The organism is Mesorhizobium sp. B2-6-2, assembly GCF_006440615.1.
Taxonomy (GTDB): Bacteria; Pseudomonadota; Alphaproteobacteria; order Rhizobiales; family Rhizobiaceae; genus Mesorhizobium.
This window is the reverse complement of the sequence record NZ_VFUG01000002.1, coordinates 267,653-291,100: the sequence shown is the minus strand read 5'-3', so window position 1 is coordinate 291,100 and position 23,448 is coordinate 267,653. Positions and strand designations below refer to the sequence as shown.

Here is a 23,448-nt window from a genome sequence, read left to right as displayed (position 1 = left end):
GATGGCCGTGGACATGACGACAACGATCCCGGTTGGCGCCAACCAGGCCAGCCAGCAGACTTCGAAGACAGCCGTGGACTACCAGTCGTTCCTGAAGCTCCTGATCGCCGAGATGAAGAACCAGGATCCGACCAAGCCGATGGATTCCACGCAATATGTCGCGCAGCTCGCCACCTTCTCCCAGGTCGAGCAGTCGGTGCAGACCAACACCAAGCTCGACCAGATCATGCAGTCCTCGGCATTGTCGCAGGCCGATGCGCTGATCGGCCGCTCGATCACCTCGGCCGACGGCAAAACAACCGGAACAGTGGCTTCGGTGACGCTCTCCAGCAGCGGCCTGATCGCCGTGCTGCAGGACGGCACCCAGGTCCCTGTCGGCGCGGGCGTATCGATCAAGCCGGCCGCCTGAGCATGTCTCCCGAAAGCGGGTCCGGTTTCGGGACAAAGACATGCTTAAAATCAAAAAACCTAAAGCAGGTCGCGTGAAACTTTCTTCACGCGACCTGCTTTAGCCGGTTCGCATAAGGGTCAGCCATGAACGAGGCCGATGCCCTCGATATCGTCCAGTACGCCGTGTGGACGGTTCTTACCGCTTCCGCCCCCGTGGTGCTGGTGGCGATGGTCGTCGGCATCGGCATCGCGCTCATCCAGGCGTTGACCCAGATTCAGGAAATCACGCTGACCTTCGTGCCGAAGATCGTCGCCATCATGCTCGTGGTGGCGCTGACCGGCCCTTTCATCGGCGGCCAGATCTCGGCCTTCACCAACGTCATCTTCGAGCGCATCGAGCACGGCTTCTGACGCAAGGCGGCGAGCGTCGGGTGGCCTCCGCCCCGACCCGGATGATCTCTTGCGGCGGCATCTGTAGCAGCTAGATTGTAAGCCGCGCCGGCATCGGCCGGTGTCCTTGTCCTAAGCCACTTTCAGGAAGCGATGCATCAGGCAGGAACGGCCGGCGGGCCATGTGCGCAATAGCCGGCGTCTGGCGAAAGCGCGATCCGATCGGCAGCGGCGATCGTCGCGACGTCGCGCGCATGATGCAGGCACTGGCGCATCGCGGTCCCGACGATCACGGCAACTGGAACGACGCCCGCCTGGCGCTCGGCCACCGGCGGCTGGCCATCATCGACCCATCGCCCGCCGCGCGCGAGCCGATGTTGACCGCGTCCGGCGACGGTGTGCTGTGCTACAATGGCGAGGTCTATAATTTTCGCGCGCTGCGCAGGTCGCTGGAGGCGGAAGGCCTGACGTTCCGCACGGTGTCCGACACCGAGGTGGTGCTTCAGGCCCTGCATCACTGGGGCCCGCAAAAGGCGGTGCCGTTGTTCGACGGCATGTTCTCCTTCGCCTATTTCGATTCCCGCGCCGGCGCCTTGTGGCTTGCCAGGGACAGGCTGGGCATCAAACCGATGTCGGTCGCCGAGACCGGCGACCGCCTGCTGTTCGCCTCAGAGGACAAGGCGATCCTCGCCTGCCACGACTTTGCCCGCCGGATCGACACGCGCGAGCTGACGCTGCGGCTGGCCTGGCAGAGCCGCGATTCGAGCTATAGCGTCTTCGACGGCATCGAGCGGCTGCCGCCGTCCGGCCTCTGGAGGATCACGGCGGAGGGCATCGAGAAGCGCCGCTTCTGGCATGTCCTCGACGTCCTCGAGACCGCGCGCATCGCCAGCGACAAGACATCCGACGCCGAACATATGGCAACGCTCCAGACGCTGCTCGAGGAGAGTGTCGAGCTGCATTGCATCGCCGATGCCAGCCTTGCCGCCGCCTGCAGCGGCGGCATCGATTCCGGCCTGATCACCGCGCTTGCCAAACGCTTCAGGCCTGAGATGCACGGCTACATCGTCGACCCGAAGCTCGGCCGCAGCGAGGCCGAGGATGCCGAGCGGACCGGTCGGCATATCGGCGTCAGCCTGCGCCGGGTGCCTTTGGACAAGGACCGGTTCCTCGAGCTCTGGCCGCGCGCGGTCTGGCATCTCGAGACCGACGGCTGGCATGCCAGCCACGCGGCGCTGCTGGCGCTTGCCGAGCAGTGCCGCGCCGACGGCATCAAGGTGCTGCTGACCGGCGAAGGTTCCGACGAGCTTTTCGGCGGCTACAAATGGCAGGCATCGACGATCAGGCTCTGGCGCCAGTCCTGGCTGCAGCGCCTGTTCCGGTCGAAGGCCGGGCGTGACCGCAAATTCGCTGAATTGCGCCGCGCCCCGTTCCGCAACTCGATCGGTCGCGGCTCGCCGACGGACCGCGCCATGGCGCTCAGAGCCCTGTCGCCCGAGCTGAACTTCCTGCAGACCAAGCTGTTCGACAGGCTGGACGGCGTCGCGCCGCCCGGCGATCGCGCCTTCCTGGCAAGCTGCCTTTACGACCTCTACTCGCATCTGCAGGACCTGCTGCACCGGCACGACCGGTTGAGCATGGCGGCGTCCGTCGAGCTCAGGGTGCCGTTCCTCGAGAACCGGCTGATCGACTTCGCCCTTCACCTGCCGCGCCGGCAGAAATATCGCGACGGGACCGGCAAGTGGCTGCTCAAGAAGGTCGCCGAACGCCATCTGCCGCGTGAAAACATTCGCGCCGCAAAGAACGGCTTCGAGATGGATGCAGCTTTTTCGGCCGGCACGCAGGGTCTGCTGCGCGGTGGCCTGCTGCGCGACGCGATGAAATGGTCTGCTTCCGAACTGGACGACTTGATCGACATGGCAAGGAGCCAGGAAACGTCGCGCCTGCGTCTCGTCGGCATGGAAATGCTGCTCAGGCTTTACATGAATGGCGAGACAACAGGCGCGTTGACCGAGGCCCTGCATGCCGAGGAGAGAGGGGCGAAATAACCCAAAGTTGGTCCAGACGGCCGAGATGCTTGGCTTAAAGCTTCGCCGACGCATTTTCGCCTTTGCCATCCTATTGTTGGGTCGCACTCTTTGGCGAGTCGCCCGCCTCCGCGGGCGCGGCGAGCCTCTATAGCGAACGAAGGCGCAACCATGATCGACGACGAGCCGGAAAGCGAACGCGTCTCCGCGCTGGCGCCGTTCCGGCACGGCATCTTCCGCGCCGTCTGGTCGGCCAGCCTGGTGTCGAATTTCGGCGGCCTGATCCAGGGCGTCGGCGCCGCCTGGATGATGACCACGATCGCCACCTCGCCCTACCAGGTGGCGCTGGTCCAGGCCTCGACCACCTTGCCGATCATGCTGTTCGCGCTCGTTGCCGGCGCCATCGCCGACAGCTTCAACCGCCGCAAGGTGATGCTGGTGGCGCAGACCTTCATGCTGGTCGTCTCGGCGCTGCTGACCTTGTTCACCTGGCAAGGCTGGATGACGCCGTGGACGCTGCTTGCCTTCACCTTCTTGATCGACAGCGGCACGGCGCTGAACAGCCCCTCATGGCAGGCCTCGGTCGGCGACATGGTGCCGCGCGCCAAGGTGCCGGCGGCGGTCGCGCTCAATTCGCTAGGCTTCAACATCACCCGCAGCGTCGGCCCGGCGATCGGCGGCGTCATAGTCGCTGCCGCGGGTGCGGCGGCCGCCTTCGCCGCCAACGCCGTCAGCTATGTCGGCCTGATCGTCGTGCTCGCCCGCTGGAAGCCGGCGCTGCCCGAGCAAACCCTGCCGCGCGAGTCGCTTGGCGCGGCGATGGGCGCCGGCCTGCGCTATGTCGCCATGTCGCCCAACATCGCCAAGGTGCTGGTCCGCGGCTCGGCCTTCGGCTTCAGCGCCGGCGCGGTGCTGGCGCTTCTTCCCCTGGTGGCGCGCGACGTCGTCAAGGGCGATGCGCTGACCTACGGCATCATGCTCGGCGCCTTCGGCATCGGCGCGGTTGGCGGCGCGCTGATCAGCGTGCGGCTGCGGCAGCTGCTGTCCAGCGAGACGATGGTGCGCACGGCCTTTAGCGGCTTCGCGCTATGCGCCTTCAACGCCGCAGTCAGCCACAATGCCTGGCAGACATCGGCGGGCCTGCTCATCGGTGGCGCCTGCTGGGTGATCGCGCTCTCGCATTTCAACGTCACGGTGCAGATGTCGACGCCGCGCTGGGTGGTCGGCCGCGTGCTGTCGATCTACCAGACGGCGACCTTCGGCGGCATCGCGCTGGGCAGCTGGATCTGGGGTGTCGTCGCCGACGCGCATGGGGCGGAGACCGCGCTGGCCGCTGCGGCGGTCGCGATGCTCGCCGGCGGCGCCATCGGCTTCGTCCTGCCGCTGCCGCGGCAGACGGTGCTCAACCTCGATCCGCTCAACCGCTTCAAGGAGCCGATGCTGGCGCTCGATCTCAAGCCGCGCAGCGGCCCGATCGCCATCATGATCGAGTACATCATCCGCGAGCAGGACGTACCGGAATTCCTGGCGACCATGGCCGAGCGCGGCCGCATCCGCCGCCGTGACGGCGCCCGCAACTGGACTTTGGCCCGCGACCTCGAAAATCCGGCGGTGTGGATCGAGCACTACCACACGCCGACCTGGGTCGAGTATGTCCGCCACAACCGACGCGCCACCCACGCCGACGCCGTGGTCGGCGAACGCATCCGCGCGCTGCACAGCGGCGAGAACCCGCCGCGCGTGCGCCGCATGATCGAGCGTCCGACCACCGCCGGCACGACGCTTGTCTCGCCGAAGGGGCCGATCGATCACTGACGGCACGTCGCCCGAAGCGTGCTTCAGGCAAACGACATGCGCCGAAGGATCAAGGATCAGCCGGCACTCTGGATCATGTAGAGCTTGCGCGTGGTCTCGTGGATGCGCCATTCGCCCTTCCGAAAAATCGATCAAGTCGGATCCCATGAACAACGGCTTGTGATGGCAAGTGGGGAACGCGGGTTCCCACCGTCCTGCGGTCAGGGACGGGAGCCGACAAATAATTAAGCATTCAACGGCAGTATCGATTGTCAGCCGGCAAGATGTTGAACGGCAAGGACCCGTTGTTGGTCTGCTGGTCGGGAAGGGATTGCGATATGTCATCCTTGCTAAGGAAAAGTCCGCCAACGCTCGTGCGCAGCTTGCTGATGCTGGCTGTCCTGGCGGCCGGCACTCTGCCGGCACGGGCGCTGGAACCGGCCAGCTATCCGGAGCCGCCCGACTCCGTAGCTTTCACCCTTCAGAAGGACGGCAAGTCGGTCCCGGTCACATTGCGGCAGCTGGAAAAGCTCGGCCTTTACAAGGTCGTTACCACAAGTCCTTTCGAGGAAGGGCAACTGACGTTTCAAGGCGTTCTATTCCGGGACATGCTCAAATCCATGGGATTGGAAGACAGGGATTCCGTCACCCTGCGGGCAGCGGACGAATACGTGCAGGTAATTCCGCACGAAGATTGGACGGAAGGCCCCCTGCTTCTCGCGACGCGCCAGGACGGGGAATTGCTCACCCGACGAACACAAGGCCCGACCCGCCTGATCTACCCGCTCAAGGACTACCCGGCCTTCGACACGCCGATCCGCAAACCGCGGTGGATTTGGCTGATCAAGTCGCTCGAGTCCGGCAACTGATCGGCTGTCGACCGCCATGCTGCGATCTCGCCTGAGAGGCTGGCAAATTCCGCTTACCTACGGCAGCGCCATAGGGCTGGCGGCGATCGGTTCCGCGATACTGATCGTCATGTTGTTTGTCAGCATCAGCAAGATCGAGTCTTCTTTGCCCCGGTTCGGCTTCTTCGCCATCCGCGAATTTCATATCGCGATCCGCGACGTGACCCATCTGAGGGATATGATCTCGCTCGCCGAGGGAGCGCCCAACGCTCAGGAGAGCCTTGATCGGCTGTCCGCTGCAAACGACCTGGTTTACATTCGCTTCGAGCGCATCGACGGCAGCGAAACAATCAGCGCGATTCCGGCTTATGCAGGCATCGTGCCGCGCGTGAACGACGCGGTAAAGCGGCTCGACGCCGTTAGTGCGGCGGGTCTTCCGCTCGATCAGAAAAGCTTGAAGGAACTGGGTCTGGAGCTTGAGCAGATCATCGGCCGAATGAACGACGAGTACTACAAATATGGCGAGGAAGTTAACGCCGATCTCTATTCGTCGGAAGTCAGCCTGAAAAGGTTCAATTATCAGATAGCCTTTGCCTTGACGATTCTGTCGCTGCTGGCGATCGGGACGGCGGTTCTGTTCATCGGGCGCCGGGAAACGATAGACAAGCTGGAATTCCTTGCCTGGCGCGATGCAACGACCGGACTGAAGAATCGTGCCTGGATGTCGGCCAACAGGGACGCCATGCTGGATCGCGCGAGGCAGACCGGCAAACAGCTTCAGTTGCTCCTGGTCGACCTCGATCATTTCAAGAGCGTGAACGACACCTTCGGGCATCATGTCGGGGACTTGCTGCTGAAAGCAGTTGCCGAGGTCCTTGAGTCGGTCGAATGGGCGGGCGACGTGGCTGCCGTGCGATTGGGCGGAGACGAATTTGCCGTCATGGCTATCGCCGACCGGAACGCCGACGACGATCTGGGCGAACGCCTGCGCGAACGCTTGAACGGATTTACCGAATTGGAGGGCCACCAAGTGCGCATTGGCGCAAGCATCGGGATGGCATGTTTCCCTCAGCATGGCTCCGACATTTCCACCTTGCTGCGCAATGCCGATAGGGCTCTCTATACGGCGAAGGCCGAAGGGCGGTCCGGTTTCGTGACGTTCTCGCCTGCGATCCTCAGTCAGATCGACATGCAGCTTGGTGAAGAAGCGGGCATCAAGCGGGCGCTCAATTGCGACGAGTTCTTTCTGGTCTGGCAACCCCAGTTCGAGCTGGCGACCGGCCGCATGATCGGCGTCGAGGCGCTGGTGCGCTGGCGCGATCCGGTCTCGGGAGCAATTCGGCCGCCGGCATCGTTTATTCCAATCGCGGAACGAAGCGATCTGATATTGGAACTCGACAAGGTCGTTCTGGGCAAGGCTTGCGCCCAAGCCGCCCGGTGGATGCCTGTTTCCACCGAGGAATTCGTGTGTTCAGTCAACGTCTCTGGAAAAAGCCTCCAGGCCGATGCCTATCTGACGCATCTCACGCAGGTCTTGCAGCAAACGGGATTGCCGCCGTCGCGCCTGCAGCTGGAGATCACGGAAGGGATATTTGTCCAGAACAGCCGCAACGCCCTGGAGAGTATCGGCAAGATTCGAGACATCGGGGTGAGCCTGGCCCTCGACGATTTTGGGTCGGGCTATGCAAGCTTCGGATACCTTGCCGATTTCAACTTGAATCAATTGAAGATCGATCGTTCGTTCCTGAACGACCTGGCTTCCTCAACAAAGAAGCAGAACGTGGTGCGAGGGATCATCGCATTGGCCAATTCGCTAGGGCTGACGGTTGTCGCGGAAGGGGTGGAGAACGAAGCTCAACTCGACTTTCTGATCCGCGAGCGTTGCTACGGCGCTCAAGGGTTCTTCATGTCGGAGCCTGTTGAGGAAAGACTTATGACAAACTATCTCGCCGCAAAGCGCGGCGGCGCCAAACGTATGACAAAGTTCAGACTGGATCTCTCCGCCTGAAGCATGTCTCCTTTGGAACAAAGGCTTGCGTAATCGAAAGCCTCAAGTGCCTGAGAGATCGCGACGCGCTCGAGGCCATCCCTGCCGCGAGATCGCCGTAGTCGCCAAGCAGATCCAGAAAATCGCGAATTAGCGTCTAGCCCTCGCCGGAAAGATCCCGCCGCGCCTTGTCGAGTTCTTCGGCATAGCGGCGCATCAGATGGCTCTCGGTGAGCAGGCCGAGCACGATGCGCTCGTCGAAATCCTCGACCACCGCCAGTTCTTCGGCCCCGGTGCGCTGGAAGGTCTCGGCCGCGGTCTGGACATTCATCGACGGCACCAGAACCGCGTCCTTGAATTGGGCGAGCGTGCTCACCGGCGTTTCGCCATCGGAGCGATCGCTGTGCAGTTCCGGCACCAGCAGCATGCCGACATATTGGTCGGCCTGCTCGACGGCGATGACGCGCTGTCCGGAGCCGAGCGGCACCTCCTTGCGGAATTCGGAGAGCGTGGTCGAGGCAGGGATGGTGCGGACGTCCTTGCGCATCATCGAGCCAACGGTGAGGCTGCGCATCCAGCCGACGTCATGGGCGCTGCGGATCGTTTCGCCGCGCAGGTGGAAACGCCAGGTCGAGAAGGAGTAGCCAAAGGTCTCGCGCACCAGGATCGCCGACATGATCGAGGCGGCCAGCACCACGCCGGTGAGCGTCAGGTCGCGGGTGGATTCCAGCGCCAGGAAGGTCATGGTCAGCGGACCGCCGACGACGCCCACCGCAAGCGAGGTCATGCCGACGACGGCGGCGACCGCCGGGTCGACGCCGGCCGACGGCGCGGTCAGCGCCATGACGCCGGCAAAGACCTTGCCGAGCAAGGCTCCCAGGAACAGCGAAGCGAAGAACAGGCCGCCGCGGAAGCCCGAGCCGAGCGAGATGGCGGAGGCCGCCAGCTTCATCACGAAGACGCTCGCCACCACGGGAAGGGCATAATTCATGGCGAACTCGCGGTGCAGCGCGCCATGGCCGCTGGAGAGTACCTGCGGCGTGACCAGCCCGAGCAAGCCGACGAAGATGCCGCCGATGAACGGCCTGACCGACACGTCGATCGACAACCGCACAAAGAGCCGCTCGACGATGCTCACCAGATGCATGATGGCGATCGAGGCAGCCCCGCCGAGCAGCCCCAGCAGCAGGAACGGCACATACTCGCCGGCGGTCAGATTCGGCAGACCTGAAAGTTCCAGCGGGAACGGCACGCCGCCGAACATTTCCGCCGTCAGCGAAGCGGCTATCGCCGCCGCCATCACCGGCGCCACATTGGCGACGGAGTAGATGCCGATGACCAGCTCGAAACCGTAGAAGGCGCCGGTCAGCGGCGCGTCGAAGGCGGCGGCGATCGCACCGGCCGCGCCGCAGCCGACCAGCATGCGGACATCGTTGCGGCGCAGCCGGAAAGCGCGGGCAAGTCGGGAAGCTACGCCGGAGCCGATCTGCGTATAGCCGGCTTCCAACCCGACCGAGGCGCCGAAGCCGCTTGAGATCATCGTCTGCGCCACGATGATGAAAGTGTCGGTGAGCGACATGCGCCCGCCATAGAGGGCGTTGGCTTCGATCGGGTCGACAGGTGTGCGGAACTTGCGCTTTCTGAGCCAGATGACGGAAAGGCCGAGCAGCAGGCCGCCGATCGCCGGAAACATCGCCTGCACCGGATCGGCGAGCGAGAACATCGCCGAAAGCCTGCCGCCCGGCTGCACGTCGAACAGCAGGTAATGCATGCCTTGCACCAAGGCGCTCATGCCGGTGACCAGCGCGCCGGCGATGACGCCGACCATGCCGGCCATCAGCACGATCACGATGCCGCGCGCCTCGAGCACGGGGATCGAGCTGATCAGCACCGCGCGAAGCCGGCGGGCGTAAACTTGTGGGTCGTTTCTGGCAGGCAACGAAGCGGCTCGCCGGTGTGCGATAAGATAAACAACTGCCGTGCCTGATACGCGCGGCGGCTTTGCGTGGCAATCGCAATGCCGACCGCATGTGGCGCCATTTTGGCGTTGCGCCAAATAGCGTTACGAAAGACGTGTCGCCGCGACCAAGGAGACAGACTCAGTCAGGCACCAGAATGGTCAGCGCGGTGCCGAGCAGTCTCGGGAAGCTAAGGTCACGACGACAACTCCTTCATTATGCCAGGCGAAAGCCGGCGCGCCAGCCGAGCTCGCCGACGGCCTTGTCGGTCGCGATATGGCGGTTCGGCTCCGCGACATTGAAGGCGCCCTGCGCGTCCCGTTCAACGGCAAGCAGCGCGGCGTAAGCGGCGGCGTCGACATGGACGGCCGGCTCCGCGGCGCTTTCCGCACCGGTACCCGGTCCATAGAGATGGCCGTAGCGCAGCACGATGCCGGTGATCGGCGAGGCGCCGAGCACATGCTTCTCCAGCGCAATGACGCCGCCGACGCTCACGGCGCGGCCGCCTACCGCATTGCTGTCCAGCGCATCTGTCTCGGCATGCGGCTCTGCACCCGGTGCATAGACCCAGGCGATGCTTTGCGCGATCAGCCGGTTGGCACCGGCCGCCTTCGCCGCCTCGACGAGATTGCGGGTTCCCTCGTCGCGAATGCGAGCGTTGCGTACAGTTGCTTCAGCCATCTTGGATGGATCGAGCCCGGCCGGCAAGTCTGTGAGCTGGTGGATGACGATCTCAAGCTTCGCCGCCACGACGGCGGCGCGCAGAGCGGTTGCATCAAATACATCGACCACCACCGGATCGGCGCCAAGCCTGCGCAGGTCCGCGGCTTTTGCCTCCTGGCGCGTCGTCGCCGTCACCTGATGACCTGCCGCCACCAGTTGCGGCACCAGCCGGCGGCCGATAGCGCCCGAGGCGCCCGCAAGAAAAATACGATGGCCCATCGTCTCTCGCTCCTTGCTGCTATAATATCAGAGTACGAACAACATATAAGAGCTATGACATCATGCGCAAGGGGAACCCATCCATTCCGTCCGCCGGTGAAGGCAAGCGCGGCGAGCAAGGCTATCTGGGCTATCTGCTGCGCCAGGCGGCCGGTGCCTATCGTCTGAAGGTGGAAAGGGCGCTGGATGAATTCGGCGTGACGCAGGCGCAGTTCGCGGCCCTCACCATGATCTCGGCCTATCCCGGCCTGTCCAATGCCGATCTGGCCCGGCTCGCGGTGCTGACGCCGCAGACGGTGAGCGTGATCGTCGGCAATCTGGAAAAGGCCGGATCGCTTATCCGCCGGCCGCATGCCGTCCACGGCCGCATCCAGCATCTCGACCTCTCGGACAGCGGCCGCGCCCTGCTGAAGAAATGCCGCGAGCGGGTTTATAAATTGGAGGGCGAGCTGACCGCCGGCCTCTCCGCCGAGGAGGAACGCGCCGTGCGGCGCTGGCTGGTCGCCGTCGCGACCGCTGAGGCGGCACAGCTGTAGACACCTCAGACGATCAGGTCGGCGCGCCGCCGTCCGTCTCGAAAAGCGTGAGCTTGCGCTCGCCGATGCCAAGGTCGGCCCAGCTCGCGCGCCATTCGGCGATATGCGCCGATTTGAAATGGGTTTCGAGCGCGGCGCGGTCGCTCCAGGCCTCCGAGACATGGATGAGCCCGGCATCCAGCACATCCTGCGCGTAGGAATAGCCAAGGCAGCCCGGCTCGGCGCGGCTCGCCGAGATCATTCGCTGCATCGCCGGCTTTGCCTGGTCGAGCCTGTCGGGCGGCAAGCGGATCGTGCCGATGATCAGGAGCATTCGATTTCCTTCCGATAGGTGGCTAAGGCGCCGTAGCCGCTCTCCCACTTTCGCGCAAGCTTGGAGAGTTACGGTCAACGGCCTGCCCTGTGCGTGGCGGCCCTGGATTTGAGGACGACATGGCGATCAGCGAAACACTACCGTCCGGCCTGGCGGTCAAGAACGGCCGCGACGTCTTCTTCGCGCTGGGCATCGTCTTCATCCTGGCGGTGCTGTTCCTGCCGATCCCCGCCTTCCTCATCGATATCGGCCTCGCCTTCTCGATCGCACTTTCGGTGCTGATCCTGATGGTGGCACTGTGGATCCAGCGGCCGCTCGACTTCTCGTCCTTCCCGACCGTGCTGCTCATCGCCACCATGCTCAGGCTATCGCTCAACATCGCCACCACGCGCATGATCCTGTCGCACGGCAACGAAGGCACGCATGCCGCCGGCTATGTCATCTCGGGCTTCTCGAAGCTGGTGATGTCGAGCGACTTCGTCATCGGCCTCATCGTCTTCATGATCCTGATCGTGGTGAACTTCATCGTCATCACCAAGGGCGCGACCCGTATCGCCGAGGTCGGCGCGCGTTTTACTCTCGACGCCATTCCCGGCAAGCAGATGTCGATCGACGCCGACCTTTCCGCCGGCATGATCGACGACAAGACCGCGCAGCTGCGCCGCCGCGAGCTGGAGGAGGAGAGCTCCTTCTTCGGCTCGATGGACGGCGCTTCGAAATTCGTGCGCGGCGACGCCATCGCCGGCCTGATCATCACCGCCATCAATATCGTCGGCGGCATCGCCATCGGCTATCTGCGCCACGGCATGGGCCTTGGCCAGGCGGCCGACGTCTTCATCAAGCTGTCGGTCGGCGACGGCCTCGTCACCCAGATCCCGGCGCTCATCGTCTCGCTCGCCGCGGGCATGCTCGTCTCCAAGGGCGGCACGCGCGGCTCGACCAACCAGGCGGTGTTCGGCCAGCTCGGCGCGCATCCGCGCGCGCTCTACGTCGCGGCCTCGCTGCTGGTCATCCTCGGCCTGATGCCCGGCCTGCCCCTGTTCCCCTTCTTCGCGCTTGCCGGCGGCATGGCCGGCCTCGGCTACATCATCCCGCTGCGCCTGAGCCGCGAGCGCGCCGCCGCCGAAGCCCTGAAGACGCAGGAAAAGGCGAACAAGGTCGAGGAGGAGAAGAACTCGGTCAAGGCCTCGCTGGTCACCGCCGAGATCGAGCTTCTGATCGGCAAGCAGCTTTCGACCAGGCTGATGGTGGCGCACCAGGAACTGGTGTTCCGCATGTCGAAGATGCGCAAGAAATTCGCCCAGCAATATGGCTTCGTGGTGCCGGAGGTGCGCGTCGCCGACGACTTCGCCATCCCGCCGAAGAGCTATCAGATCAAGGTGCACGGCACGGTGGTCGCCGAATACCAGATGCGCGTCGGCGAGATCATGGTGCTGCTCGGCACGCGCGGCGTGCCGGAAATCCCCGGCGAGGAAATTCGCGAGCCGGCCTTCGGCATGCGCGCCTATTCGGTGCTCGAAACCTTCGCCGAGGATCTGAGACGCGAGAACTTCACCTTCGCCGACAACATGTCGGTGCTGCTCACGCATCTCTCCGAGGTGATCCGCAACAACCTGCCGCAGCTCCTGTCCTACAAGGACATGAAGGCGCTCTTGGAGCGGCTCGACCCGGAATACCGCAAGCTCGCCGACGAGATATGCACCTCGCACATCTCCTATCCGGGCCTGCAGGCCGTGCTGAAGCTGCTGCTCGCCGAGCGCGTCTCGATCCGCAACCTGCATTTGATCATCGAGGCGATCGCCGAGATCGCGCCGCATGTGCGCCGCACCGAGCAGATCGTCGAGCACGTGCGCATCCGCATGGCGCAGCAGATCTGCGGCGACCTCTCCGAAGGCGGCACGCTCAAGGTGCTGCGCCTCGGCAACCGCTGGGACCTCGCCTTCCATCAGAGCCTCAAGCGCGACGCCAAGGGCGAGGTGCGCGAGTTTGACATCGATCCTCGTCAGCTCGAGGAGTTCGGCCAGGACGCCACCAAGGCGATCCGCAAGCATCTCGAGGCCGGCGAGCGCTTCGTTCTCGTCACCGCGCCCGACGCCCGTCCCTATGTTCGCATGATCATCGAGCGGCTGTTCACGACGCTTCCCGTTCTCAGCCACGTCGAGATCGCCAAGGGCGTCGAGATCAAGGTGCTCGGAACAATCTCGTGAACGCGCTCTCGCAAGGCGTCGTCATCGCCGCCTTCCTCGCCTTCTGCCGTATCGGCGCCTGCTTCATGCTGATGCCCGGCCTGTCCAGCGCCCGCGTGCCGCTGCAGGTCCGGCTGTTCGTTTCGCTCGCCGCCACCGGCGGCCTGCTCGCTTTCCTGTGGGACCGCATCTACCCGTTCGTCGATCCGCGCCCGCAGGTCCTGGCGCCGATGATCGTCTCCGAGCTCCTGGTCGGCGGGCTGATCGGAGCCATGACCAGGCTCTACATGGAGGCGCTGCGCTTCATGGGCTCGGCCATCGCCATGCTGATCGGCTATGGCGGCTCGGGCGGACCGGCGATCGAGGAACCCGAGCCGCAGGCGGCCCTTGCCGCCATCATCTCCTTCTCGGCGCTGCTTCTGCTCTTCGTCTTCGACTTCGACCACGAGATCGTCAAGGCGCTCGTCGCCTCCTACACGGTCGCTCCGGTCAACGTCTTCTTCAACCCGCAGGCGGCACTGGTCGACGTCACCGACACCGTGTCGGATGCCTTCTTCCTGGTCATCCGCCTCGGCAGCCCGTTCGTCGCCTATGCCATCCTGGTTAATCTGACGATCGGCTTCGTCAACAAGCTGACGCCGCAGATCCCGGTCTATTTCATCTCGCTGCCCTTCGTCATCGCCGGCGGCATGATCATCTTCTATTTCGCCGTCGGCACCTTGCTGTCGCTGTTCGTCGACGGCTTCGTCGATCTCACGCTGGCGAGATAGGCTTCATGACCGCGCGAAAGGACCGCCTGAAGAAACTGGTCAAGGTGCAGGAACAGTTGAAGGCGCTGCACGAGACCCGCCACGCCGGCTTCCTCGCCGCCGCCGTCAAGGCTGAAGTGGAGGCCAAGGAGCTGATCGAGCATTTCGACACCGACAGGTCGCTGGCTGGCCTCTTTCCCGCGCTTTACCACAAGCGCATCACCGACGCGCTCGGCCGGCAGCAACAGAACCTCGATAATGCGCGCCAGGAAGCGGCGCTGATCGCCGCCGCGACGGCGCGCACCAACATGGTCGAGCGTGCCTACAAGGACGAGCGTCGCCGCGACGAGCGCGAGCGATCCGACCGCGAGCGCCTCGATCTGATCATGCAGAAGCGAACCTCCGACGGCTGATCATCGCAAGCCTGCCACAAGCTTCTTCAGTCATTGTGCAACTAACAAAACCGGCAAAGGGCGGACTTTCTTGGCCATTTCCCCACCCAGCGACATCGTCATGGACGTCGTCCGCGCAGCGGAGCCGGCCGATGTCGAGGCCGCGCGGGCAGCGCTCGCGAGAAGGGCGAATGGCGCCTCGGCACCGTTCTCTGTCGATCCCTCCGCGACGGTCGATGCCGGCTCCATTCTCTCGCGTGCGACGGCGGACAAGGCGGAAGCAGCTAATCCGGCGAAGAAGTTCCAACGCTTCGAGGCGATGGTGCTGACGACCTTCATCCAGAACATGATGCCCAAGGACACCGAGGGCGTTTACGGCAAGGGCCTGGCCGGCGACATGTGGAAGTCGCAGCTGGCCGAAAAGGTGGCCGATGTCATGGCCGCGCATGGCGGCATCGGCATCGCCAGATCCATGCTTGCCGACCATTATCTTGACGGCAAGCACAAGGTGCCGGTCGGCCCCGTCGCCGGCGGAGCGCAGAAAACCGAGATCGACCGGCAGACCCGGCTTTCGACCTCGATGATCGAGGAGCTTGAGCGCAAAGCAGCACGGTCGATGACCGGCGACGAGACGACCATAAAAACAGATATTAAGATCTAGGGACCTACATGGCCGACCAAACGGACCTTTCCAACCTTCCCGCACGCACCAGCGCAATGGAGGCGCCCGCCGCCGCGCGACCCGGCAACCTCGCCGCCATCATCGGCCGCATCGAGGAAGTCGTGGACGAGGAAACCGCCGGCATCCGCAGCGGAACGGCCTATGATCTCAAGGCCTCGAACGCGCGCAAGAGCCGGTATCTCTACGAGCTGAACCGCGCCATGAAGGGCGCCAACGAGATCGAATTCCTCGAGCAGCATCGCGAAGGCCTGCTGCGGCTGCGCCAGAAGCTGGCCAGGAACGAGGCGGCGATCCTTGCCCATCTCAACGCGGTCAACGAAGTCGCCACGCTTTTGAGGAACGCCATCCAGCGCGCCGATACCGACGGCACCTATTCGGCCGGTGAGTTCGGAATGGCGCGAGCCTGATTGAGATGATCGAGGCGCAAGGACAGACCCGGTGATAAAATTCATCGCCGCCGCGCTGTGGATCTGCGCCGTGACGCTCAGCGCGGTCTTCTATTCCTTCCAGGCGGCGGGCCAGCGCGGCGCGGCCGAGCCGCCGAAGCCGATGCTGGGCGGCCTCGACTATGTCAAGACCGACATGATCTCGGTGCCGCTGCTGCGCGACGGCACGATCGAGGGCTATTTCCTCACCAAGCTCGTCTACACGGTGGAGCCGGACCAGATAAAGAAGCTGTCGATCCCGGCGCAGGCGCTGATGACCGACCAGGTCTATTCCTATCTTTATTCCAACCCGCAGATCGATTTCACCAAGAAGGAATCGATCGATCTCGACGCTTTCCGCAAGTCGATCCGCGACACCATCAACACCCGCGTCGGCGTCGAGCTGGTGCACGAGGTGCTGATCGACCAGGTCAACTTCCTGTCCAAGGACGATATCCGCGACAACGCGCTTCGGCGCCGCAAGAATGCTGGCGACACCGCGGCGGCGATGACCAAGCCTTTCCAGGCAGCGCCGGAGCATTGACTGCCTGGCCGCGTCCGGCGGCGATGGACATGACCCAGTTCCCTTAAGCGATATGACGCATGGTGACCGCGTTGACGTAAACGTCAACTCGAAGCTATATGCGCCTGTGGTCGCGCTGGAGCGCGGCGCGTCTACCTCGCCCAGCGGCCAAGCGCCGGTGCGCGTCAACGCAACCAACGAGGAGAACCGCCATGGGCGTTCAGGAGATTGCCGACAAGATCAAGTCGCGCGTGGCAAGCGCCGGCTTCGAGCATTCGGTCAAGTTCGACACCGGCAGCGACGGCGTCATCGTCATCGACGGCGCGACCGTCTCGACCGCCGATGCGCCGGCCGACTGCACCGTCAAGCTGTCGCTCGACGATCTGGATTCGCTGATTGCCGGCGACCTCAACCCGACCATGGCCTTCATGTCCGGCAAGCTGAAGGTCGAGGGCGACATGACCGTCGCCATGGCGCTTAGCCAGTTGCTCGGCTGACCCTTTGCAAAAACAGCAACGCCGCCCGATGGGCGGCGTTGCTGTTTTTGTCGAACCTAAAAGCCATTCCAGGAAAAGTGCGTAGCGGTTAGGCTCGGCGCCTTCGCCGTAGCCTTCCGTCCGGAATTGCGTGAAAACAAAGGCTTCAGGCGACGAAGCCCAGCGCCTGTCCTTTGATCTTGCGGCCGGCGGCCTTGATCGTGCCTTTGGCGCCGTCCAACGCGCCGTCCTGCAGTTCCAGCGCCAGAAGCCGGTGCCGCTCATAGGGGCCGGGCATGGCAAGCGCTCCCGTGCGGTCGGCTGAGAAGCCGAACCGCCCGTAATAGGGCGCATCGCCGACGAGCAGGATCGCGCCATGGCCGAGCCGCGCGGCTTCGGCGAGTGCATGCCGCATCAGCGCCGAGCCGATGCCGCCGCTCTTGAAACCCGGCTCGACCGCGAGCGGGCCGAGCAGAAGCGCAGCCGGACCGCCCTCGCCCAATCTCACATCCCACAGCCGCACCGTGCCGACGACCGCGCCCGACGCATCGCGGGCGACAAAGGCCAGGCCTTCCGAGGGCCGGCGGCCGCGCCGCAGCTTCTCGGACGACTTCTTCTTGCGCTTCGGCCCCATGGCGCGGTCGAGCAGCGCTTCGCGCGCCGCGGCGTCGCCCGCGCCTTCGCCAAGGATGACGAAGGCAGGCGCCTGGGCGGCCCCCTCGTCCGGCGCGCCGCGCGAGCCAGCCTGTGCCCGCAGGGCCAGGGAGGGCGCAAACGCATTTTCAGGCGAAGTGGAAACCGGTTCGCCGTAAGAAAATGCGCCAAGAGGCGCTGCCGTCGAGCCGTTCTCCCCCGCGGAGAAAAGCTCAGCCAACGGTCCGGACGAGGGGGCAATTTCAGTGGCCGCGAAGGCCGATTTGGTCAGGTATTCCATGTCCGCGATCCTTCACGAGCGGAGATCTGTCCCACAAGCGAGCCCGGGCGGGCGACAGGCGCCCGCGCCGATTTGATCTGAGCGGTTTCTTGCGAACTGCTCAGATCACGTAGGATCGGAGAGGTTCGAAGCCGTTGAAGGCGACCGCCGAGTAGGTGGTCGTGTAGGCCCCGGTGCCTTCGATCAGCACCTCGTCGCCGATGGTCAGCGACAAGGGCAGCGGATAAGGCGTCTTCTCATACATCACGTCGGCCGAATCGCAGGTCGGGCCGGCGAGCACACAGGGCGCGGTCTCCGAGCCGTCATGGCGGGTGACCAGCGGATAGCGGATCGCCTCGTCCATTGTCTCGGCGAGACCGCCGAACTTGCCGATGTCGAGGAACACCCAGCGCACATTGTCGTTGTCGGCCTTCTTCGAGATCAGCACGACTTCCGACTTGATGACGCCGGCATTGCCGACCATGCCGCGTCCCGGCTCGATGATCGTCTCGGGCAGCGCGTTGCCGAAATGCTTGCGCAGGGCAGAGAAGATCGCCCGGCCGTAGGCCTGGGCTGCCGGCACGTCCTTCAGGTAACGGGTCGGGAAACCGCCGCCCATGTTGACCATCTTCAAGACGATGCCTTCCTCGGCGAGCGTCGCGAACACCTTCCTGGCGTCGCCCAGCGCGCGATCCCAGGCCGACAGGTCGGTCTGCTGCGAGCCGACATGGAACGACACGCCATGGGCATCGAGGCCGAGGCCCTTGGCATGGCGCAGCACGTCGACAGCCATCGCCGGCACGCAACCGAACTTGCGCGACAGCGGCCATTCCGCGCCTTCGCCGTCGGTCAGCACGCGGCAGAACACGCGCGAGCCGGGGGCGACGCGGGCGATCTTCTCGACCTCTTCGACGCAGTCCACGGCGTAGAGGCGGATGCCGAGCTGGTAGGCGCGTGCGATGTCACGCTCCTTCTTGATGGTGTTGCCGAAGGAAATGCGGTCCGCCGGCGCGCCAGCATCCATCGCCATCTCGACCTCGGCAACCGATGCAGTGTCGAAGGACGAGCCCATCGCAGCAAGCAGGCGCAGGATTTCCGGCGCCGGGTTTGCTTTCACCGCATAGTAGATCTTGGAATCGGGCAACGCCTTCTCGAAGGCGCGGAAATTGTCGCGCACGACATCGAGGTCGACGACGAGGCAAGGGCCGTTCGGACGTCGGGTGGCAAGGAAATCAAGGATGCGCTGGGTGGCCATCGGGTCTCTCCATAGCGCCTTTCGGCGCGCAATAAGGCTGCGGGACGCGGGCTGTCGGCCTCGCGAGCACGCGGTGGACAAAGGCGGGACGTCAAATCCATGGGACCAGCCGGTGGAGACCCCGGAACCATGAAATGCCGTCTCGCGGCGATGAACCTTGGCCTTGCCCGGCCTCGGTTCGCTTTGTCTGCCTTGGCTTGGATGGGAAACCCGTCCGCACTGCCGGCAATGAAGGTGTGCCTCTTTAGTAACCCCGGTCTTTGGACAACCGGAAGAGAACCAGAAAGGCCCGCACCGTCGTTGCTTCAAGGTGTCCTCGGTCTTGTGGTTGGCCACTGACCGACTGGAGGGGTTGGCTCCAGTTACCTTACCGATTGCCCTCACCATTCGAGGATCGGCGGACACCCACAGGCACGTGCGACTTTGGGCAAGCGCGATATAGGAGCGAAGGATTTCACAATCAATAAAAATCGTATGCGCAGGTTGTAAAATTTCTGGCATCGAACAATGCTTGCCGCACTGTATCCGGATATCGAACGATGCCAGGAACTCAAGCACCGCTCAACGCCTTCCTCGATCTGCGCCAAATGCCTGTGGCGAATGCGGAATTGGGCCCGCTCGCAGGCCTTCGCCTTGCCGTCAAGGACATCTATGACGTCGCCGGCTACCGCACCGGCTGCGGCAACCCGCAAAAATTCGAGGAGGCGCACGCTGCCTCGAGCACGGCGCAAGCGGTGCAGACGATCCTCGACGCCGGCGCGCGATTCGTCGGCAAGACCCAGACCGACGAGCTGGCTTTCTCGCTGTTCGGCCAGAACGCGCATTTCCCCTACCCGGTCAATCCCGCCGCGCCCGAGCGCGTCACCGGCGGCTCCTCCTCCGGCTCGGCGGCCGCGGTCGCCGGCGGGCTGGCGAACATCGCCACCGGCTCCGACACCGGCGGCTCGATCCGCGCGCCGGCGAGCTTCTGCGGCCTGATCGGACTGCGCACCAGCCATGGCCGCATCCCGCTCGACGGCGCGATGAAGCTGGCATCGAGCTTCGACACTTTCGGCTGGTTCGCCGACGACATCGAAACCTATGAGACGGTCGGCAAGCTTTTGCTTGGCCGCGACCCGCACCTGCACCCGCTCAACCGGCCGCTGTCGATCCGCTGGCTTGACGCCTTCGTCACGGGTCCGGCCGAAGCCGCCGAATATGCGCGCATGAAGGCGCTGGCCGCCGGCGTGATCGGCCAGCCGGTAGAGACCGAATACGCCTTCGCCTCGTTCCCCGACGAGCTTTACTGGTGCTTCCGCCGCCTGCAGGCCTTCGAGGCCTGGCGCGAGCATGGTCCCTGGATTTCGGCCGGCGGCCGCCTCAGCCCGGGCGTCGAGGAGCGTTTCGGCTTCGGCCGCACCATCGACGCCAAGACTGCCGCCAGCGAAGCCGCGCGCCGCTTGACGTTCCGGGCCGAATTCGCGGCGCTGCTCGGCAACAACGGCTTTCTGGTGCTGCCCACCGTTCCCGGCGCGGCGCCGCTCGCTTCAAGCTCGCCCGAACAGTTCCAGGCTTATCGCGAAAGGGCGCTGCATCTCTTGTGTCTTTCCGGTCTTTCGGGCTTTCCGCAGATCACCTTGCCGGTCGGCTCCGTCGACGGCGCGCCTTTCGGCCTGTCGCTGCTCGGCCCTTCCGGCAGCGACGTTGCCCTGATACGGCTCGGCCGCAGGATTCTCGACGCGGCACGAAAGGTCTGACCATGGATACATTGACGCGCATGCGCGCCTTCATCGACGTGGTCGAGGCGGAAGGCTTTTCGGCCGCGGCGCGCAAGATCGGCCGCTCCAAGGCGCTGTTGTCGAAATATGTGCGCGAGCTGGAGGACGAGCTCGGCGCGCTGCTGCTCAACCGCACCACGCGCCAGTTCTCGCTGACCGAAGCCGGCCACACCTATTATCAGCGCGCCTCCGAGATCGTGCGCGAGGTCGACAGCCTCGCCGAGGCTGTGCGCCAGTCTTCCGGCGACGTTCGCGGCAGGATCAAGCTGTCGGCCGCCCGCACCTTCGCCGATGCGCCGATCGGCCAGTCGCTGGTCGACTTCGCCAGGCAGCATCCCGACATCGTGCTCGACATCCATCTCGACGACCGCTTCGTCGACTTGGTCGAGGAAGGTTTCGACCTTGCCGTGCGCATCTCGCGACTGGAGAACTCCTCGCTGATCGCCAGGCGGCTGGCGCCGTTCTCGGTCAGGCTTTGCGCGTCGCCGGAGCTGATCGCCAGGCATGGCAAGCCGACACGTCCGCAGGATCTCGCCAACATGCCCTGCATCGTCGACACCAACGGCCGCTCGCTGGCCAACTGGCGCTTCAAGGGCGAAGGCGATGACTCCATCAGCGTCGCCGTTTCGGGCCCGATCGAGGTCAACAGCCCGATCGTGGCAAGAGCCGCCGCGCTCTCCGGCCTGGGCTATGCCATGCTGCCGGATTTCGTCGCCGCCCCCGACGTCGCGTCCGGCAAGCTGGTCACCGCGCTCGACGATCGTCTCCTGGCGGGCACCGGCATCTTCGCCGTCTATCCGCACCGGCGCTATCTGCCGGCCAAGGTAAGGGTCCTCGTTGACTTTCTGGTGCAGTGGTTCAAGACGCGCGACGCAGCGTGATAACCCGCGTCCCAATTTCGCCCCCTTTATGTTAACTCTCGGGCCTCACTCCCGAAGTCGATGGAATCGCGGCCCGGAATGCATCTGAAACGGCAAGCAACCATGCTGGCGTCGGCCATAGTGGCCACGTTCGCCTCGGTCGAGCAGGCCGAGGTGCACCCGCATGTCTTCGCCGAGGCTCGCCTCGACGTGATCCTCAGCCAGGATCACCAAAGTGTGACGGCGCTGCGCCACCTTTGGCGCTTCGACGACCTTTTTTCGAGTACGGTGATGATGGAGTTCGACAAGAACTCCGATCTGAAACTTGACGACAAAGAGCTCAAAGAAGTGGCCGACACCGTCCATTCCTCGTTGGCCGAGTTCAATTACTTCCAACTCGTCACCCAGGACGGCAAGGACGTGCCGATGGTGCCGCCGCCGCATCTGATGGCGAACTTCGACAACGACCAACTGATCATCCTGTTCGAGTCGCAGCCCAAGACCCCGATCAAGCTCGCCGGCAAAGTCGACATCGGCGTCTACGATCCGACCTTCTATACGGCGATCGACTTCACCGACGACGCCAACCTTGCCGTCGAAGGCCTGCCATCGACCTGCACCAAAAAGGTCATCCGGCCCGATCCTGACGAGGCGATCAAGGAAAACCAGAAGACCCTGACGGAGGCGTTCTTCAACGATCCGACAGGCACCAACATGAGCAAGATCTTCGCCACCAAGCTCGAGTTGAACTGCCCGCCGGAAGGATGATTTGGTGATGAAACCGTCGCTGCGCGCAAGCAGGTTCCGCAAAAGTGTCTCACGGTTTTGCGATCGGAACCTGCGACAAACGAGGGAATCCAAACGGATATTCGTGGGGCATCCCATGAATATCCGCTTGGCCCTCGGCCTCTTGGCCGCCGCATTGATGGTGACCCATATGCCTGTCGTCGCGCACGCGCAAAGCTCGCTCGGCATCGGCACCAATGACGGCATGGCGCCGACCACAACGGGTCCGTTCGCCCATATCCTGATGTGGATCAATCTGCGTCAGCAGGAGTTCTACCATTCGCTGGCGGCCGCCATGAAGGCGATGCGCCAGGACGGCAGCAAGCTTTGGCTGCTGATCGGCCTGTCCTTCGCCTATGGCATCTTCCACGCCGCCGGTCCCGGCCACGGCAAGGCGGTGATCTCGTCCTATATGGTCGCCAACGAAGTGGCGCTGAAGCGCGGCATCATGCTCTCCTTCGTCTCGGCGATGCTGCAGGGGCTGACGGCGGTGGTCGTCATGATGCTTGCCTATTTCGTGCTGCGCGGCACCGCGATCTCGATGACCGACGCGGCCTGGTTCCTCGAAATCTCGAGCTACGTGCTGGTGACGCTGTTCGGCGCCTGGCTTTTGTGGCGCAAGCTCGGGCCGTCGATCCTGCGCCTGTTCGGCAGGACGCCTGCCTACAGATTGTCGGCCGCTCATGCCGGTCATTCGCATGGCGGGCATGCGGGCCACTCGCATGCTCATGCGCATGCCCATTCCAGCCATTCTCATGCGCATTCGCACGCCGCTCATGCGCATGCACTGCACGTGCATGACGATCATGATCATTCGCACGGTCACGATCACGCCGATCACGATCACCACGACCACGGCCCAGGCGAAGTCTGCGACGCCTGCGGTCATTCGCATGCGCCGGACCCGGCGATGCTTTCGGGCGACCGCTTCGACTGGCGCACCGCCTGGTCGGCGGTGGCCGCCGTCGGCATCCGCCCCTGCTCCGGCGCGCTGATCGTGCTGAGCTTCGCGCTGCTCAACGGCCTGTGGATCGGCGGACTGCTGTCGGTGCTGGCGATGTCGATCGGCACCGCGATCACTGTCTCGGCGCTGGCGACGATCGCAGTGCTGGCAAAGAATTGGGCCGTCTATTTCGCCGGCGACGGACGCCTCGGCAACCGCATCCATTCCATCGTCGAGATCGGCGGCGCGGCCTTCATCTTCCTGGTCGGCCTACTGCTGTTGTCGGCCAGCCTGTCTGGCGGCGTCTGATCAAAAA

23 protein-coding genes are annotated in these 23,448 nt (G+C 64.2%); 18 read left to right on the top strand and 5 right to left on the bottom strand.

From position 1 onward, the window contains the following. Position 1: 1 nt before the first annotated feature. The 6 genes from flgD to FJ419_RS06735 all read left to right on the top strand — a co-directional run bounded on the left by flgD (position 2) and on the right by FJ419_RS06735 (position 7,457). Complete coding sequence (flgD, locus tag FJ419_RS06760; protein WP_027165132.1) at positions 2-409, top strand: flagellar hook assembly protein FlgD; 408 nt, start codon at positions 2-4, stop codon at positions 407-409. Positions 410-534: 125 nt separating this feature from the next. Continuing rightward, complete coding sequence (gene fliQ / locus FJ419_RS06755) at positions 535-801, top strand: flagellar biosynthesis protein FliQ (RefSeq protein ID WP_095766361.1); 267 nt, start codon at positions 535-537, stop codon at positions 799-801. A 161-nt stretch (positions 802-962) separates the two neighbouring features. Continuing rightward, positions 963-2,828, top strand: a complete 1,866-nt coding sequence (asnB, locus tag FJ419_RS06750) for an asparagine synthase (glutamine-hydrolyzing) (RefSeq protein ID WP_140688748.1) — start codon at positions 963-965, stop codon at positions 2,826-2,828. Between the two features lie 150 nt (positions 2,829-2,978). Next, complete coding sequence (locus FJ419_RS06745) at positions 2,979-4,622, top strand: MFS transporter (protein ID WP_140688745.1); 1,644 nt, start codon at positions 2,979-2,981, stop codon at positions 4,620-4,622. Between the two features lie 248 nt (positions 4,623-4,870). Further along, complete coding sequence (locus tag FJ419_RS06740; protein WP_140688742.1) at positions 4,871-5,470, top strand: molybdopterin-dependent oxidoreductase; 600 nt, start codon at positions 4,871-4,873, stop codon at positions 5,468-5,470. A 16-nt stretch (positions 5,471-5,486) separates the two neighbouring features. Next, a complete protein-coding gene (locus FJ419_RS06735) occupies positions 5,487-7,457 on the top strand; it encodes a bifunctional diguanylate cyclase/phosphodiesterase (RefSeq protein WP_140688740.1) in 1,971 nt (656 codons plus the stop codon). A 136-nt stretch (positions 7,458-7,593) separates the two neighbouring features. Here the strand turns inward: FJ419_RS06735 and FJ419_RS06730 are convergent, their stop codons facing one another. Both FJ419_RS06730 and FJ419_RS06725 read right to left on the bottom strand, forming a co-directional pair. Next, entirely contained in the window at positions 7,594-9,375 is a 1,782-nt protein-coding gene (locus FJ419_RS06730) for a chloride channel protein (RefSeq protein ID WP_140688738.1), read from the bottom strand. A 235-nt stretch (positions 9,376-9,610) separates the two neighbouring features. Beyond that, a complete protein-coding gene (locus FJ419_RS06725) occupies positions 9,611-10,336 on the bottom strand; it encodes an NAD(P)-dependent oxidoreductase (protein WP_140688736.1) in 726 nt (241 codons plus the stop codon). A 62-nt stretch (positions 10,337-10,398) separates the two neighbouring features. Between FJ419_RS06725 and FJ419_RS06720 the strand changes: the two genes are divergently transcribed. Beyond that, positions 10,399-10,872: a MarR family transcriptional regulator gene (locus FJ419_RS06720; protein WP_140688734.1), complete on the top strand. Its 474-nt coding sequence runs from the start codon at positions 10,399-10,401 to the stop codon at positions 10,870-10,872. Positions 10,873-10,885: 13 nt separating this feature from the next. Here FJ419_RS06720 and FJ419_RS06715 read toward each other — a convergent pair whose 3' ends face one another. After that, entirely contained in the window at positions 10,886-11,185 is a 300-nt protein-coding gene (locus FJ419_RS06715; RefSeq protein ID WP_140688732.1) for a putative quinol monooxygenase, read from the bottom strand. 119 nt (positions 11,186-11,304) lie between these two features. On the opposite strand from FJ419_RS06715, the gene flhA reads away from it, so the two are divergent. From flhA to FJ419_RS06680, 7 genes are all read left to right on the top strand, one after another. After that, on the top strand, positions 11,305-13,392 hold the full coding sequence (gene flhA / locus FJ419_RS06710) for a flagellar biosynthesis protein FlhA (protein WP_140688730.1): 2,088 nt from the start codon (positions 11,305-11,307) through the stop codon (positions 13,390-13,392). Beyond that, on the top strand, positions 13,389-14,141 hold the full coding sequence (gene fliR / locus FJ419_RS06705; protein WP_140632344.1) for a flagellar biosynthetic protein FliR: 753 nt from the start codon (positions 13,389-13,391) through the stop codon (positions 14,139-14,141). Before flhA ends, fliR begins: the two co-directional genes overlap by 4 nt. A 5-nt stretch (positions 14,142-14,146) precedes the next feature. Continuing rightward, positions 14,147-14,533: a hypothetical protein gene (locus tag FJ419_RS06700; protein WP_140688728.1), complete on the top strand. Its 387-nt coding sequence runs from the start codon at positions 14,147-14,149 to the stop codon at positions 14,531-14,533. 70 nt (positions 14,534-14,603) lie between these two features. Then, the gene (locus tag FJ419_RS06695; protein WP_246679133.1) at positions 14,604-15,173 is read left to right on the top strand and encodes a rod-binding protein; all 570 of its coding nucleotides are present in this window, start codon (positions 14,604-14,606) and stop codon (positions 15,171-15,173) included. An 8-nt stretch (positions 15,174-15,181) separates the two neighbouring features. Next, positions 15,182-15,601 carry a hypothetical protein gene (locus FJ419_RS06690; RefSeq protein ID WP_140688726.1) on the top strand — a complete coding sequence of 140 codons (420 nt, stop codon included), beginning with the start codon at positions 15,182-15,184 and terminating at the stop codon, positions 15,599-15,601. A 31-nt stretch (positions 15,602-15,632) separates the two neighbouring features. Further along, positions 15,633-16,163, top strand: a complete 531-nt coding sequence (locus FJ419_RS06685; RefSeq protein ID WP_140688724.1) for a hypothetical protein — start codon at positions 15,633-15,635, stop codon at positions 16,161-16,163. A gap of 191 nt (positions 16,164-16,354) precedes the next feature. Beyond that, positions 16,355-16,639, top strand: coding sequence for an SCP2 sterol-binding domain-containing protein (locus FJ419_RS06680; RefSeq protein WP_140688722.1), 285 nt, complete (start codon positions 16,355-16,357; stop codon positions 16,637-16,639). Between the two features lie 145 nt (positions 16,640-16,784). Here FJ419_RS06680 and FJ419_RS06675 read toward each other — a convergent pair whose 3' ends face one another. Together FJ419_RS06675 and FJ419_RS06670 are read right to left on the bottom strand one after the other, a co-directional pair. Next, complete coding sequence (locus FJ419_RS06675; protein ID WP_246679149.1) at positions 16,785-17,309, bottom strand: N-acetyltransferase; 525 nt, start codon at positions 17,307-17,309, stop codon at positions 16,785-16,787. Positions 17,310-17,652: 343 nt separating this feature from the next. Then, complete coding sequence (locus tag FJ419_RS06670; protein ID WP_140688720.1) at positions 17,653-18,786, bottom strand: type III PLP-dependent enzyme; 1,134 nt, start codon at positions 18,784-18,786, stop codon at positions 17,653-17,655. Positions 18,787-19,325: 539 nt separating this feature from the next. Here FJ419_RS06670 and FJ419_RS06665 point away from each other — a divergent pair. The 4 genes from FJ419_RS06665 to FJ419_RS06650 all read left to right on the top strand — a co-directional run bounded on the left by FJ419_RS06665 (position 19,326) and on the right by FJ419_RS06650 (position 23,441). Next, on the top strand, positions 19,326-20,522 hold the full coding sequence (locus tag FJ419_RS06665) for an amidase (protein WP_140688718.1): 1,197 nt from the start codon (positions 19,326-19,328) through the stop codon (positions 20,520-20,522). 2 nt (positions 20,523-20,524) lie between these two features. Continuing rightward, on the top strand, positions 20,525-21,424 hold the full coding sequence (locus FJ419_RS06660) for a LysR family transcriptional regulator (RefSeq protein WP_140688715.1): 900 nt from the start codon (positions 20,525-20,527) through the stop codon (positions 21,422-21,424). A gap of 78 nt (positions 21,425-21,502) precedes the next feature. After that, the gene (locus FJ419_RS06655) at positions 21,503-22,171 is read left to right on the top strand and encodes a DUF1007 family protein (protein WP_140688713.1); all 669 of its coding nucleotides are present in this window, start codon (positions 21,503-21,505) and stop codon (positions 22,169-22,171) included. A 115-nt stretch (positions 22,172-22,286) separates the two neighbouring features. Next, positions 22,287-23,441 (top strand): nickel/cobalt transporter, encoded by a 1,155-nt coding sequence (locus FJ419_RS06650; RefSeq protein WP_140688711.1) that lies wholly within the window; start codon positions 22,287-22,289, stop codon positions 23,439-23,441. Positions 23,442-23,448: the final 7 nt, after the last annotated feature.

Excerpts from the sequence above, each read along its gene's own strand:
- flgD (WP_027165132.1), top strand. The coding sequence starts at position 2 with ATGGCCGTGGACATGACGACAACGATCCCGGTTGGCGCCAACCAGGCC.
- fliQ (WP_095766361.1), top strand. The coding sequence starts at position 535 with ATGAACGAGGCCGATGCCCTCGATATCGTCCAGTACGCCGTGTGGACG.
- asnB (WP_140688748.1), top strand. The coding sequence starts at position 963 with ATGTGCGCAATAGCCGGCGTCTGGCGAAAGCGCGATCCGATCGGCAGC.
- FJ419_RS06745 (WP_140688745.1), top strand. The coding sequence starts at position 2,979 with ATGATCGACGACGAGCCGGAAAGCGAACGCGTCTCCGCGCTGGCGCCG.
- FJ419_RS06735 (WP_140688740.1), top strand. The coding sequence starts at position 5,487 with ATGCTGCGATCTCGCCTGAGAGGCTGGCAAATTCCGCTTACCTACGGC.
- FJ419_RS06725 (WP_140688736.1), bottom strand. The coding sequence starts at position 10,336 with ATGGGCCATCGTATTTTTCTTGCGGGCGCCTCGGGCGCTATCGGCCGC.
- FJ419_RS06720 (WP_140688734.1), top strand. The coding sequence starts at position 10,399 with ATGCGCAAGGGGAACCCATCCATTCCGTCCGCCGGTGAAGGCAAGCGC.
- FJ419_RS06715 (WP_140688732.1), bottom strand. The coding sequence starts at position 11,185 with ATGCTCCTGATCATCGGCACGATCCGCTTGCCGCCCGACAGGCTCGAC.
- flhA (WP_140688730.1), top strand. The coding sequence starts at position 11,305 with ATGGCGATCAGCGAAACACTACCGTCCGGCCTGGCGGTCAAGAACGGC.
- FJ419_RS06700 (WP_140688728.1), top strand. The coding sequence starts at position 14,147 with ATGACCGCGCGAAAGGACCGCCTGAAGAAACTGGTCAAGGTGCAGGAA.
- FJ419_RS06690 (WP_140688726.1), top strand. The coding sequence starts at position 15,182 with ATGGCCGACCAAACGGACCTTTCCAACCTTCCCGCACGCACCAGCGCA.
- FJ419_RS06680 (WP_140688722.1), top strand. The coding sequence starts at position 16,355 with ATGGGCGTTCAGGAGATTGCCGACAAGATCAAGTCGCGCGTGGCAAGC.
- FJ419_RS06670 (WP_140688720.1), bottom strand. The coding sequence starts at position 18,786 with ATGGCCACCCAGCGCATCCTTGATTTCCTTGCCACCCGACGTCCGAAC.
- FJ419_RS06665 (WP_140688718.1), top strand. The coding sequence starts at position 19,326 with ATGCCAGGAACTCAAGCACCGCTCAACGCCTTCCTCGATCTGCGCCAA.
- FJ419_RS06660 (WP_140688715.1), top strand. The coding sequence starts at position 20,525 with ATGGATACATTGACGCGCATGCGCGCCTTCATCGACGTGGTCGAGGCG.
- FJ419_RS06655 (WP_140688713.1), top strand. The coding sequence starts at position 21,503 with ATGCATCTGAAACGGCAAGCAACCATGCTGGCGTCGGCCATAGTGGCC.
- FJ419_RS06650 (WP_140688711.1), top strand. The coding sequence starts at position 22,287 with ATGAATATCCGCTTGGCCCTCGGCCTCTTGGCCGCCGCATTGATGGTG.